Origin of the sequence: uncultured Gimesia sp. (genome assembly GCF_963976445.1) — a bacterium.
Taxonomy (GTDB): Bacteria; Planctomycetota; Planctomycetia; order Planctomycetales; family Planctomycetaceae; genus Gimesia.
Genome location: NZ_CAXBKP010000002.1, coordinates 1 through 14,221, shown reverse-complemented (window position 1 = coordinate 14,221; position 14,221 = coordinate 1). Strand labels below are relative to the sequence as shown.

General features: G+C 48.9%; 10 protein-coding genes. 7 read left to right on the top strand and 3 right to left on the bottom strand.

Annotated features, from left to right (window positions below; translation table 11 throughout):
- Positions 1-142: 142 nt before the first annotated feature.
- The 3 genes from AAC022_RS02555 to AAC022_RS02545 all read left to right on the top strand — a co-directional run bounded on the left by AAC022_RS02555 (position 143) and on the right by AAC022_RS02545 (position 2,531).
- On the top strand, positions 143-577 hold the full coding sequence (locus AAC022_RS02555) for a DUF2784 domain-containing protein (RefSeq protein ID WP_339727673.1): 435 nt from the start codon (positions 143-145) through the stop codon (positions 575-577).
- Positions 578-708: 131 nt separating this feature from the next.
- Positions 709-1,437: an SDR family oxidoreductase gene (locus AAC022_RS02550; RefSeq protein ID WP_339727671.1), complete on the top strand. Its 729-nt coding sequence runs from the start codon at positions 709-711 to the stop codon at positions 1,435-1,437.
- A 38-nt stretch (positions 1,438-1,475) separates the two neighbouring features.
- Positions 1,476-2,531: an alpha/beta fold hydrolase gene (locus AAC022_RS02545; protein WP_339727669.1), complete on the top strand. Its 1,056-nt coding sequence runs from the start codon at positions 1,476-1,478 to the stop codon at positions 2,529-2,531.
- Between the two features lie 28 nt (positions 2,532-2,559).
- Here AAC022_RS02545 and AAC022_RS02540 read toward each other — a convergent pair whose 3' ends face one another.
- Positions 2,560-3,996, bottom strand: a complete 1,437-nt coding sequence (locus AAC022_RS02540; protein ID WP_339727667.1) for an aldehyde dehydrogenase family protein — start codon at positions 3,994-3,996, stop codon at positions 2,560-2,562.
- Positions 3,997-4,144: 148 nt separating this feature from the next.
- A complete protein-coding gene (locus AAC022_RS02535) occupies positions 4,145-5,248 on the bottom strand; it encodes a hypothetical protein (RefSeq protein ID WP_339727664.1) in 1,104 nt (367 codons plus the stop codon).
- Between the two features lie 470 nt (positions 5,249-5,718).
- Here AAC022_RS02535 and AAC022_RS02530 point away from each other — a divergent pair, with 470 nt between their 5' ends.
- The 3 genes from AAC022_RS02530 to AAC022_RS02520 all read left to right on the top strand — a co-directional run bounded on the left by AAC022_RS02530 (position 5,719) and on the right by AAC022_RS02520 (position 8,910).
- On the top strand, positions 5,719-6,258 hold the full coding sequence (locus tag AAC022_RS02530) for a GNAT family N-acetyltransferase (protein WP_339727662.1): 540 nt from the start codon (positions 5,719-5,721) through the stop codon (positions 6,256-6,258).
- Between the two features lie 182 nt (positions 6,259-6,440).
- The gene (locus AAC022_RS02525; RefSeq protein WP_339727660.1) at positions 6,441-7,691 is read left to right on the top strand and encodes a pitrilysin family protein; all 1,251 of its coding nucleotides are present in this window, start codon (positions 6,441-6,443) and stop codon (positions 7,689-7,691) included.
- On the top strand, positions 7,678-8,910 hold the full coding sequence (locus tag AAC022_RS02520) for a pitrilysin family protein (RefSeq protein WP_339727658.1): 1,233 nt from the start codon (positions 7,678-7,680) through the stop codon (positions 8,908-8,910). Before AAC022_RS02525 ends, AAC022_RS02520 begins: the two co-directional genes overlap by 14 nt.
- Before the next feature lie 31 nt (positions 8,911-8,941).
- Here AAC022_RS02520 and AAC022_RS02515 read toward each other — a convergent pair whose 3' ends face one another.
- Positions 8,942-13,210 (bottom strand): hypothetical protein, encoded by a 4,269-nt coding sequence (locus AAC022_RS02515; protein ID WP_339727656.1) that lies wholly within the window; start codon positions 13,208-13,210, stop codon positions 8,942-8,944.
- Positions 13,211-13,407: 197 nt separating this feature from the next.
- On the opposite strand from AAC022_RS02515, the gene AAC022_RS02510 reads away from it, so the two are divergent.
- Entirely contained in the window at positions 13,408-13,992 is a 585-nt protein-coding gene (locus AAC022_RS02510; RefSeq protein WP_339727654.1) for a thioredoxin-like domain-containing protein, read from the top strand.
- Positions 13,993-14,221 lie beyond the last annotated feature (229 nt).

Here is a 14,221-nt window from a genome sequence, read left to right as displayed (position 1 = left end):
AAATGTCTTCCCGTCTAGGGAATATTCTCCCTTTTCGAAGACTCTAAAACGGTAGAGAAGTAAGCGACTTCCTCGACAATCACAATTCTGCCTCAATTCACATTACCCAACACAACACAACACAACACAACCGGACCCGGGAATGAATTTCCACGACACACAATTTCTCTATCGCCTGGGTGCGGACGCGACCGTGGTGATTCATTTCGTATTCGTGCTGTTCGTCTTATTAGGCCAGATTCTGATCACCATTGGTGTACTGGCTGGCTGGAACTGGGTCCGGAATTTCAAGTTCCGCGTGATCCATCTGGTCTCGATCCTGTTCGTCGTGGCGGAATCGCTCACGGGAGTCATCTGCCCGTTAACCACACTCGAAAAATGGCTGCGTAGTAAAGCAGGGCAGGCCAGCTATCAAGGCGACTTTATCGCCACCTTAGTTCATGACGCACTATTTATGACTGCGAAACCATGGGTCTTCACCCTCTGCTACTCCTTATTCGGCCTGCTGGTGCTGATCACTTATTTTCTCGCCCCCCCTCGTAGAAAACCTGAACAAACACCGGAAAAAGAAGTCTGATTTTCAACGTCATTTCTGCAAGAACATCATTTCCTTTCTTTTCTCTATTTCGTAAAATCTGGGTAAGCCTTATACTCGCTCACAAATAATGCATAACCCAAATTACGGACAACAGATAGAGAAACACATTCATGTCGGGATTAGAGAATAAAAACGTGGTGATCACCGGGGGAGGGACCGGTATCGGAGCTGCCTGTGCCTTAAACCTTGCTCAGGCAGGCGCCAATGTCATTATTGGTGGCAGACGCCTCGAACCGCTTGAAAAACTCTCCGCACAGGCCGAAGGCAAAATTGCCTTTCACGTGCTGGATGTCGCAGACCGCGAAAGCGTTGCGACCTTCTTCAACTGGGCCAGTGCCACAGCAGGGCACATCGATATTCTCGTCCACTGTGCAGGCATTAACTGTCGTGACCGTTCCATGGAAGACGTCACCCCGGAAGACTGGGACCGCCTGATGAATGTCAACGCCACTGGTGCTTTCAATTGCATGCAGGCGGTTTTACCTCAGATGCGAGAGCGGAAAGACGGCCTGATTATTAATATCTGCTCGATTTCTGGAATTCGCGCAGCCCTGTTAGGCGGAGTCGCCTATAATGCTTCAAAGTTTGCGATGACTGCACTCGGAACGACCGTCGCTCAAGAAGAAAAAGATCGTGGCATTCGTATTTCCACCATCTATCCGGGTGAAGTCGAAACCCCCATTCTGGATGATCGTCCCGTACCCGTCAGCAAAGAACACCGCGCTCAAATTCTGCAACCAGAAGATGTTGCTGCTGCCGTTATGATGATTTCACAGCTACCCCCTCGTGCTCATGTTTCTGATTTAACAATTAAGCCCACTACTGCCGCCTTTGTTTAATCAGTTGATATAGAGAACGTTCTGCAGGACAGAACTTAATGAAGAGTGATCTTGTTTTTCCGCCGTTCATTCCGCATCGATTTTATCGGAATGCACATCTACAGACGATTGTGGGACAGTTTCACTCTCGTATCAAAGTCCCCTACCAGGCAGAGCAGCATAGTCTTCGCCTGCCTGATAACGATTTGTTAATCATTCACGACGATTGCCCCGGCAGTTGGAAACCGGGTGACCGCGTTGTCATTCTGCTACACGGCCTCTCAGGCTGTCATCGCAGTTCCTACATGATCCGCCTGACACACAAACTGAACGAAAGAGGCGTCCGCGTCTTTCGCATGGATCTTCGCGGCTGCGGAGCAGGGACCGGCTTGGCAAAGTCCCCGTATCACGCAGGTAGCTTTCTCGATTTACAAGTCGCATTGGAACGCGTTGAGTTTTTATGTCCCGGCTCTCCAATCGGCATCGCCGGCTTCTCGCTGGGCGGCACAATTACCCTGAATTATCTTGGCCGACCGAATGCTGTTTCCGATATGGTCGACCGGGCATTCGTGCTCAATCCACCGGTCAGATTATCCGAAAGCGTCCAAATGTTCGGCAAGCCGCTCTTCGGACATTACCAGCGACACTTCATCAGCAATCTGACGAAACATATCCGTACCTCACACCATTTGAATGAACACACGCACAAAGTCTCGGGAGAAAATTATCCCCGTAACATGCGCGACTTTGATGATCAGTTTACAGCGCCACTTGTCGGATACGAATCGGCCGAAGACTATTACTCCCAGTGCAGTCCCGCGGAAGTTGTCACGCACATTGATGTCCCCACATTGATCATCACCTCGCAGGATGACCCGCTGGTTCCCGCCGACACCTATTCCGAAATTCGAGATCACTTGTCTAATCACAGCAAAGTAACCCTGCATCTCACGAAGCACGGCGGTCACCTCGGCTTCATCGGTGCCCCATCATCCGACCCCGACCAACGCTGGTCAGACTGGCGCATCGTTGACTGGATGCTCTCGGATTCACCCGAAGCCCTGGCAAATCATATCCGGGAAGACTCTCGCGAACCGCTCGCACAATCGGCTTGATTGCACGAGCGAGCCAACAATCACCGGCTCAATGAGCGGCCGGTGATTCATTCTGAAATGCACGCGCACGAAACAGGAATTCAACAATATTCCCTTCGTGTGGCTGCAGCCAATTCAAAGAGTTGGTCTTGATCGGCCCGATATTCAGCCGATCGATCTGCGTTGCATCGAGCAACTGCTGCGACCACGCTTCATCGTTCGTGATCGCCGTACAAACCAGTGTCGGACCAATCTTCTTCAACATGTCCTTCTGCTCGCATTGCACCACCGACGCCATCGGGAACATGTATTCCGTATTCGCCAGAGTTGGATCGGTACTGGCACAATGCACGATCGTCGGCCGCAGATAATCACAACGTTCGAGCTCAATCAATCGCTCGCCGTCTCGATACTTCGCGGTCACTTCCGTCACGCCGGACTCTTTCAGTCCCTCTTCAATCTGACCGTTCATCGCTTTAGCAGCACCCGTCATCGTAAACGCCGCCAGGGGCGCTTCGGGATCGGTCATCGAAGTCGGCCCCGCGGGACCAATTCGTTTCGCAATCGCATCGGCAATCGCTTCAGTATGACGCGATGCCCAGACACCGGAAGCGTTAATACAGCTGCGGCCGCCGTTCTGGAAAATACTGTCGACCAGCAGATCCAGATGGTCTTCCCATTGATCCACAACATCGTCGCCGATCAGAATCTTACTGAAACCAGGACCATGTGCCTGCACGTTCGGATTGCCTTTGTATTTGTCAATCGTCTGCTGGCCGCCGAACAACATCACACGCCCACACAGTTCTGTCACCGTCGCACCGACATCGTGCGGCCCCGGATAAACAGAGATACATTCGCGAGGAATTCCCGCCTGACAAAACGCTTCGGTCATCCGGTAAGGCGTCCAAGGTTCCGAGGAACCCGGCTTTAACACCAGACCAATCTGCATCGGCAGGATCGGCATCCACAGCGTATGCACGCCGGGGGAGTTCGAAGGCAGCACCAGCCCCAGCACGGGTGAATGGGCCTGATAGCTCATCATCACGCCGCGTTCTTCTTTGCCGTAACCCTTGGTGAGAATATCCAGAGGCAGCCCGCGGGTTAATGAATCGAGAATCGACTCCATATTCTCCAGCACGAATGCCACTTTTTTCATGTTGCCCGCACACATCCATTCCGGCATCCCGGTACTGGCCGACTGAATCCGGCAGAATTCTTCGGGAGTCTGCGTCCCGTTGCCCAGCGGCAGTTCCGCCGTCATATACAGGTCGGCTGCTTTTTTGCAGATCTCCAGCAGCTTCGAAATCGGAATCTCTCGCAGCAGATCACGAGCCCGTTGTGCTTTTCGCATATCCATTTTAACCAGGCCGGCATTCGCCTGATGCACCTTCGCCAATGGCTCGCCCGTTTCAAAATGAACGACTTCCTGTTGATCAAAACTTTCGTAAGGTTTCCCCCAGCGAATGACAGGTATTTCCAACACGGCAGTGTTCCTTTATCAAGCGAATGCGATTCAAACTCTGAACTCGCATCAAGGCAAAATGGATCATAATTTCGTTAAATCAAGCGGGCTAACGAGAGCTTACCGGCTTGTTTTGTCCGGTAAGCAACCCGCTGGTATCATCGGTCGATTAATAAACGCCCACGGTGGTCGAAGCGGCAATTTCATGGAACGGACGCACGCCACTCACACCATCCCACGGATATTTCATGTGCGGCACTTCGCGTTCGCCTTCGTCTCTTTCGAGGAAGCCGGGAATAAACAATTCCTTGGTCATCGTAAACAACTTCACGCGCCCCGTCTCACCATAGCCGACGACTTTCGTGTGATCATCAAACTCGACAACACGAATCACAGCACGAGGCTGCGGGGCGTAATACGTAATTTTATAATCGTCTGCCGGATCAAAAGGGCGACCACAGGCCAGCCCCATCAGGGTGTTTCCATAAGTGGGGGTAATGTAAACGTTCTCGCCCAGCAGTTCTTCGCGGGCAAAACGATACCATTGCTGCGTGAATTCAGTCCCGCCACAGAAAATGCCTTTGATGCCGGCTTCTTCAATGCTCGAACCTTCGTCCATCAACCGCATGGCGAGCGCCTCGAGCAGTTTCGGCGTCGTAAACATACACTTGATCTCATGGCCGGCTCCTAAAATGGCCATCGCCTGATCAATCACATGCGCACTATATTCTTTAACTTCGTCGATCTTCCCTCTCTTGATCAACTTGACCACCCAGCGAGGATCAAGGTCAACGCAGAAGGAAATTCCGCCCCGATGTTGTGCCATATGCTCCACAGCCAACCGCAGACGACGTGGACCGGAAGGCCCCAGCATCAGCCAGTTCGAACCTTTCGGAAACGATTCATCGGGCAGGGTGTCGCTGAAATTTTCATAGTCGATCCGGAAATCGTCAATCACCACGCGCGACTTGGGAATCCCCGTCGTACCACCCGTTTCAAATACATACGTCGGCTTGCCTAACAACGCTTTGGGAATCCAGCGATCAACGGGCCCGCCACGCAGTTCGTCATCTTCAAACAGCGGGAACTTATTTAAGTCTTCGAAACAGTTCACATCGGTCAACGGATTGAAGTCGAACGACTTGGCTTTTTCCAGCCAGTAGGGAGATCCGGTTTCCGGATTGAAGTGCCACTGAACGTGCTCCCGAGTATGAGCATCGAGTGCTTCCTGGTTCTGTTTTACCAATTCGTCAAGGTTACTGTTATCGGTCACGTGAGACTCACTCCAAACAGGGAAGGAATAGTGGCGGGGAAAATTCCATGTTCACCGGGAAACATGTACTCAAACTCTGATTTCATTCTAGAACTTTTGACCGTTTTTTCAACTAAGCGAAACCACAGCAATTTCAGAAGCTCACAATACTCCGGTTTTCCCACACATCCCCCCGCATCTTGAATAAATTCGCCCAGAAAGAAAGTCAAATCCGGACTTTTCCCCCCGGACTGGCTTTAACCTGTATTTTAAGCAAATTGAGTGCACTGCTCGAATCGTGCACATCGCACACGACAGGCCCGCTCCCAAAGAAAACAGGCCGATTCCCATGCAAAACCGCTCTCCCAATTGACAGTAGTATAGAGTGTGGTAAAATTAAGTATTCTACTTTTCGCCCCGTTTCTGTTCGGCTCCTCGTTTTCTGCGAGACTCTCATGGATTTCAGCGACACTTATTTTCGTAGATTTCGAATGGAAATCGAGCTGACGACGGCGCGCCTCGAAGACGCACCACTCCCGAGCGGTTATCGATGGTCTCCCTGGGAACTCTCCACCGTCGATCGACACGCGATCGCCAAATACCACAGCTTCCGCTCTGAAATGGATGCACGCGTTTTTCCCTGCCTGGGAGACATTGATGGCTGTCGCAAACTGATGCACGACATCTCCAGCCAGCGCAATTTCCTCTCCTCGGGTACCTGGCTCATCACCTGGGATGGCACAGGCAATGAAGACGCCGTCGATTGTGGCACCATTCAGGCCATCGTCCCCAGTCGCATCATGGGCGCCATTCAGAACGTCGGCATCACCCCCAAACACCGCGGCATCGGGCTGGGCAGGGCACTCGTCACCAAATGCCTGATCGGCTTTCGCGAAGCCGGCGTCAAACGCGCGTACCTCGAAGTCACCGCAGACAATGAACCTGCCATCAATCTCTACCGATCTCTCGGCTTCCGCCTCACGCGCACCCTCTACAAACCCAGTCATTATATTGAAGCACCTTCTTTGTGAATCAAACTTTCAATTCACTTCTTCAATCGCTAAGATCGCCTGAATAGTCTTTAGAATCGAGTCTTTCACAGGCGGCCTGTCAGCCGGCAGTATCCGTCCGTCATCAGCATCATGCGGGCATTCCGCCAGTGCGACGCTGTCCTTTAAGAAATCACACAACAAGCAGGAAGGTTGCACCCCGCATGGGTAAACAACTGATTCAAACGCATCGGTTCCCGAACGGTCTGACGCTGGTCACAGAATCGATGGTCGATGTCAAATCGGCTGCGTTTTCCATTCTGGTCCCCAGCGGCAGCATTTACGATCCCGCCGACCGTCGCGGCACCGCCAGTATCCTCTCCGATCTCATCTCCCGCGGCGCAGGCCCTTACAACAGCGAACAGCTCTCCTGTGCCCTGGATGACCTGGGAGTCCAGAGGCACGAAGGCATCTCCGGTGCCCACATCTCCTTCAGTGGCGCCACGCTGGCAGATAACCTTACGGAAACATTAAAACTCTACGCACTCATTCTCCGTGCGCCGCACTTACCCGAAAATCAGTTCGACGCCTCCCGCGCAGGCGTCGCACAATCTTTGCTCTCTGTCGAAGACGATGCCCGGCAGAAAGCCCTCGTCGAACTCAAACGCCATTCCTTCCCGGCCCCCTGGGGACTCCCCAGCGACGGCGAACTGGAACAGCTCGGACTCATCACCATTGAGGATGTCCAGCAGCATTACCAGACATCCTTTCATCCCGACGATACCATCATCGGCGTCGCCGGCAATATCGACTTCGAACAGATTAAGCAACTCATCGAAGACATCTTCGGTGACTGGCAACCGAGTGAGGGCAGGGAAGAGCCGGCACTTGTATTCGATACCGAAAAACAGTTTTTCACCGAACAGGAAACCACACAATCCCATCTCGGCATCGCTTACGACGCCGTCCCCTATGGGCATCCCGACTATTACGCTGCCTGGGCCGCCGTCGGCATCCTGAGTGGCGGCATGAGTTCGCGACTCTTTACCGAAGTCCGCGAAAAACGCGGCCTGTGTTACACCGTCTCCGCCTCATTGACCGGCATGCCCGGCTTGGGCCGCGTCCTGTGTTACGCCGGCACCACATCCGAACGTGCCCAGGAAACACTCGACGTCACGCTGCACGAACTGAGCCGTCTGGGTGAAGGCATTGAAGAATCCGAACTCGAACGCTGTAAAGCCCGCGCCAAAAGTTCGCTGATCATGTCGCAGGAATCAACGTCGTCCCGCGCCGGTTCGATTGCCCGCGACTGGTTCTATCTGAAACACATTACCACACTCGACCAGATCAACGAAGAAATTCAGCAACTCACCATCGAGCGGGTGCTCGGCTATATCCACGCCCACCCCGCAGCGAATTTCACCGTCTTAACGATCGGCCCCCAACCCTTAGAGGTTCCCAGTGATATTTCATGAAGCTAAATTAGACAACGGACTGCAGATCATCGCCGAACTCAACCCCAACGCGCACAGTCTCGCGCTGGGCTACTTTGTTCGCACCGGTTCCCGTGATGAAACATCCGAGGTATCCGGCGTCAGCCACTTCCTCGAACACATGGCCTTCAAAGGCAACGAAAAATACACGGCCGACGATGTGAACCGCATCTTCGACGAGATCGGCGCCAACTACAACGCCTCCACCAGCGAAGAGATCACCCTGTTTTACGGCTCCTTCCTGCCGGAATACATCGATACCGCGATGGAGCTCCTCTCCACCCTGATCTACCCCAGCTTAAGGCAGGAAGATTTTGACATGGAGAAGAAAGTCATCCTCGAAGAGATTGGCATGTACGACGATCTCCATAGTTTCACCGCTTACGAAAAAGTGATGCAGGCCCACTTCAAAGGGCATCCACTGGGTCAGAGCATTCTCGGTTCGGTGCAGTCGATTACCGATCTGACGTCCGAACAGATGCGCGATTATCACGCCAAACATTATCTGGCCGGCAACCTGACGCTGGCCATCGCCGGTAATGCCGACTGGGCTACAGTCCTCGAACTGGCCGACAAGTTCTGCAAACACTGGCCCGCCGGCCAAAGCGAACGCCCGACCGACGAGGCCCAACCGCAGACCGGCGTACAGACCATCATCGAGAAAAAGATCCAGCAGCAGCACATCATGCAACTCGGCCCGGCCCCGGCAGCAGAAGACCTGCTCCGCCTGCCCGCCGAGATCCTATCCGTCGTGATCGGCGACGATTCCAACAGCCGGATGTACTGGAAGCTGGTCGATCCGGGCCTCGCCGAATCCGCCGAGATCGGCTTCAACGAATACGACGGCAGCGGCACCTGGCTCACCTACCTCTGTTCCGATCCCGAGTTAACCGAAAGCAACCTGCAACTGATCCAGGAAATTTACAACGACGTCAACGAGAATGGCATCACGCAGGAAGAACTCGACCGCGCCAAAAACAAACTCGCTTCAAGGTTAGTACTGCGAAGCGAACGCCCCATGGGCCGCCTCTCATCCTTAGGCGGCAACTGGGTCTACCGCCAGAAGTATTACTCGGTCGAAGACGACCTGGAGTTGTTAAACGGTATCAGCTTAGACGACATTCAAATGCTGCTCAAGAAATACCCGCTGGGGCATAGCACAACAGCGGCCGTAGGGCCGATGACGAGTGTGGTGGAGTAGACTGCTAACAAAGTATTAGCAGCCATATCGCCTACTCAACCTGTGTAAAATCAAAGCTATCTAGTCCAAGTAAATCAGCAATGAAAAGACAACGCGCCACGTTTAAAAGTACAAATCCTTCCTGAATTCTTTCACGCCAACTAACTATTTCACCAAAGGATAAATTAGCTTCTTGACTGTAGTCCTCGCATGGGTAGATTGCATCTTTCATAGCAACTAAGAGTTTCTTACACTCCCAAATATCCGGTCGATCCAAAATCATTGACACGTTCAATTCTGGAAGTTCAGCCAATAGTCGAACACTGGTATCAAATGTCGCTTGAAAAAAAGGTTTCGTGCGTTTCTCTTCGATTCTTATATAATCCTGTAATATTTTCCCACCGGCTTCATCTAAATCAACCGAACAACGTGAAAAGTCAGCAATATGACTTACATGATAGTACAACGCACTGTAAGCGGTACTGAATTCTTGAAACACTTCCCATTCTTGCTCTTTCTCCCAATATTGTAAATTTAATTGGTCCCAAGCAGTTACCGGTATTGGCTCGGGGGTGAATCCCCTATTTTTTTGCTCTGGGTCATCATCCACCATAAAAGTCACACCACTGATATTCGGAAAAGCTTGCTTTTCCAAGCTTCGTCCTTTCACCAAAGGGATAAGTACAATTTTCTTCCAATAATATTCGACTGCTTTAATTTTGACGATTTTGTGTATATCTGGTTTGAAGCTATCAACAAATGAATGCCAAATATGCTCTATCGCAGCAAATGTACCCAACGGATGCTGTGTATTAAAAACGATCCATAACGCTGAGTCTTGATCCCATCGAACTTGATCTGTAAGAATCTGAGCTTCTATCCCCTTTGATTTCAATCTTGTCAAAGCGTCTTTAATTCGGTTTTCAGTACTTTTCAGAGAATCTCTCAATTCTATTTTTTTCTTCTTTTTTCTCCCAGCTTGTTTATTCGCCTGTTTTTGTCTGGGAAGGATTTGCTCCGGATAGCAGAAGATACACCATACTCTCATAGTTTCGAGAAATTCGCGCAATTCTACTTTTCGATTCAGTTCATAAATCCCAATTTCGTTGATACTTTCCGACATCAGTTTTTCAATACCATGTACCTCTTCAACTGCAGTACATGCATCAATTCCGTTATATACTGAAAGTCTGATTGAACCCTCTTCAATGTTGTGTTTTTTGGCCTCTTCAATAATAGAGTTTCTCGTGGTTTGATTTGTAGCAGAACGTAAAGGTGGAACTAATACGAGTGCTTGAATTGCCTGTTTCATAAAATTGTCAACAGTTCTCTTGTATTCACTGATAGCATTAATCAGTGGCTCAAGCGTTGATATCGCACTAAACTTTCTACTTCTATCTCCATTTAGGGAATTGGGAGGACTTGATTCTGTAACATACCCCCATTCATCTACAGCAATACAAGGCAAGTACAATTGAGAGTTGACCATGCGCCTACATTCGTCCCATTCTTTAAGATCTCTTAAAGCAGCTTCTTTGCGAGTAACTATATTCGCTACTGACTTTCGCAAATCCTGAAATGCAGTAAGAACCCTTACTCTCATATTTCGAACTTCCTCGAAATACCTACCCCAAGATTTAGGTCTGAATCTTAAATCAACAACTCCTTGGGCTAATGCATTAAATTCTGGTAACCATGGCTTCATAATATTTTCAACAGGAATAGCTTTTGTTGATTCATCATACATATCCTCAGTCAGCGACATTTGATGTCCATAACCGAATGTGCTGTACTTTGTAAATCCCGGCAAGCATCTAGAAATTACTTCGACGCGTTCAACAGCCAATTCGTTTATACTTGCAACATCCTCATACGAACGTATTTCTGAAGTTTTTCTATCGATACCATCAATAATAAAGTGAGTAACAAGGCAGTCATCTTCTTCTACTAAAGCAATGATAGACAATATTTTACGAAGTCGAAGCCGCACTTCATTGTTATTCTTTTTTAGCCAATGCGAATACGTCTCTGGTTGAAATGTTCTAATTGCGTACGCAAAATCAGCAAATAAATGTATTGGGAGGACATTCCATGCTTTAGTAATAATTTCTTCATAGAACCAACCTTGAATCGGTTCTTTTATCAACTTTAAATGTCCCAGCCAAAACAAGACTTCCGCCAAAGCCATAAGCTCTTTTATGGTAAATAGTTCACTATCTGGAACAATAAAGTCTTTCATCCAGCTTGAAACATAAACGAACACGTCGTCTTTATCTGTCTGTAATTCTTGTATTTTTTTCGCTGAGTCTGCTGTGAATTTCATGTCCTTAGATATATGACGAAATATTTCTAAAAAACCAATACCATCATTCCCATAAACTTGTGCCAAATCCCAATCCAAGATAAGGCACCACCCACCGCCATATATTTCTCGCATGTTTTGAATCAGTATTGCATTTTCATCTACATATCTCTTTAAACCAAGCCACTTTAATGCAGTAAACATTCCCCTCGCACCTGACCAAGTTTGAAGAGAGATACCACCAAGTGACTTAGCGATGTTATCTGCTGAAAGTGGATTTCGCGAAAAAGAGCAGAGTACAAAACTTTCTAAATCATCCTCTACTAACAATGGGATTACTTTTTCTTCAATCTCTCCTCTCGATTGAAGTACAGCATCGGTTAATTCAGCAGAAATGATTTCGCTACGTATGGCATGAAAGCCTTCAACAAATTGCCCGTCATCTGAAGTTCGAAGTAGATACTCATTGCTAAATCGTTCCAACGTTCTAGTCGGCTCAGGAATCCCAACGCTTTCAACTAGCTCCTTAAGCTTAATACGTGATTCGTATGCCGAAGCGATTGCAACAAGACGCAACAGCTTTAATTCACCTTCTCCCAGAGATCCATTATTCACCTGATCTTTCAGTAATGAAATCTGTGCCTTAATCCTGTCTGACAATTGTTCATTCTGAGTCGTCAAATAGACAAACTCGAAAAGAGTCTTTCGCTCCCCTAATTTTGACCAGGCTTCAGTAAAATCAAGTAGTGTCTCTCCAAAACCGCTTGATTTTAAAGCACGAAACATCTCACGTCCCGTGGTTTCATCAAACACCACTGAATAGTCAGAAAAAGAAAATTGATCTTTCGTAACACGTGAACGAAACCAGTCTTCTTCCCGGATCGTTACAAGAATTCGAAGACTTGACACATCTGACAATTCACGGACAAATTCTACCCACAGATTATCTCCAGGGCGGACATCAAGATATACAACAGTCGGAACATCTATAGCTTCAGTATGTCCCTTGATCGCTGCAGACATGCGACGAGCATGTTGTAAATCAGCTGCTTGTAGAATTTCGTAGCGAAAATTGTCTGGAGCCCATTCCAGCAAATATCGATAAGCAAGAGTTGTTTTCCCTTGCCCAGAAGCAGCTCTTAGTATCACAACATTTTCTTGTTGAAATAACTTATTGATTTCTTGAAGTGCTTCTGTACGTGGAACATCGAGATTGGCAGCAATATGCCTCGGTCGAACACGGCCCCCTTGAAAGAATTCGCTCCTCAGCTTTCCCTCTTCTGATCGATCAGAAGTGGAATATTCAATTGGTTTGATCGAGATATTCCATTCGTGCTCATGCGCAGCTCGATGATCAATAAAGCGACCAATTTGATTCAGTTGGTCAACTGTTTTAAGGCGATCCAATTTCTGCTGCTGCTCCGAAGCGATTTTCAACCACCACATCAACGCATCAAAAGCGATAGCTGGATCACCACAGGTAATCGTTGTTTTAAGTTTCTCTAAAACTTGTTTCTTTAAATGTTCTTCGTCAACTTTTACTATTTCAACGTGACTAAATATTGAGATAGCTTCTTCTTCACTGACTCCTGATATGGTTTTCTTATTCCCCTTTGAATCAGTGTCATTCCTATCTTTAGTAAGTGTATCCAAGGTACGCTTCGGAGTTTCCTGTTCGTTGTCAAAGGCTTTCGCCAACTCTGGTCCCACATCTCCAAATGAAACTATTTTTACATCGACTTTTGACTCAGGTACGCAGTATTTTTTAATGCGTTTATAAAAGGGTGGTTCGAGAGAGGATGCAGTTAAAGGTCTTGAATAGTCCTTTACTTGGACAACTTCGATCGGATTCCCACTTGGATCTAAAATTTCCAGATCTTCGTTTCCCTCAGGATGGATTACATAATTTTCAGGTAAGCCGTCATCAAAAAGGCGAAATAAACAATACAATGCTTGACGCCGATAACCCCGATAAGTTGCGGTTGGGTCGTCTTTATATTCAGGAGCAGGGGAAGTCATTCGGGACTGTTACTTTCAAAATATCGATTCGGGGACAGCAGATTGACGCTTTTTTCAAATGGGTGCCGACAAATCATTTTTTCTTCATTACCGAATATACCCCAGTCGACACCATTGCACCACCACATTCATACAGTATCATTAGATGCAATTCTAAATAATTGAGGAACAGGCTTGGCTTCTCCTAGAGGTCCCTAATGAAACACTTTCATCTTCTCATCCTGTGTGGTGTCATGCTTGCTTCTCTGTCCCAGACAAGCGCAGAGGAGCAGGGGGCTGTGTTTAAAGTCGGCGATCCCGCTCCTGAGTTCTGGGGGTATCATGCCGGGGGTGAGGCTTATGATTATGGGAAATCGTTTCGGGGCAAAACGATTCTGTTGATCTTCTGGTCGCTGGATGATCCCGACCATGAACGGCTCAACCAGAAGTTGAGACAGATCCGCCGCCGGTTTCTGGATCAGCCCGATTTCATCATGGTCAGTCAATGCGTTGATCAGGACTATGAAAAGTGGATCGCGTATTGCAAGCGGCAGAAACGCCTCGATGGGAATGCCTTTTACAGTGACGGGAAGTGGATCCACCAGACACAGGGGGGATTCAACCTGGAAGAATTGAATTCGGCAAAAGAATTCGGCGTGACCAAAACGCCGGCCTTTTTTCTGCTGGGGCCGCAGCGGAAATTTCTGGCGGTGAATGTTCCGGAGAAACAGCTGGTGGAGCAGATTCAAGCTGTTTTGAAACAGCAAACGAGCCAACTCCAGCGTAGGGGTCGTCCCATGTGACGACCCGCAGGGTTCGCGTTGATGACAGAGCCCGCGTTTGCATGGTGAAGTTGGTTCCATTCGATCGGTTTCCTATGGTCGATCATCGTCAGGCGGGGCGACACATGGGTCGCCCCCTACTTCTGAATGTGTTAGAAACGTTTGCTGCCGGTGTTGTGCCGGGATGTTGGTTCAAAAACGGTGGCTAGCGCCTAATGGCACTTACTTTAGAAAATCATTGTAACCCACG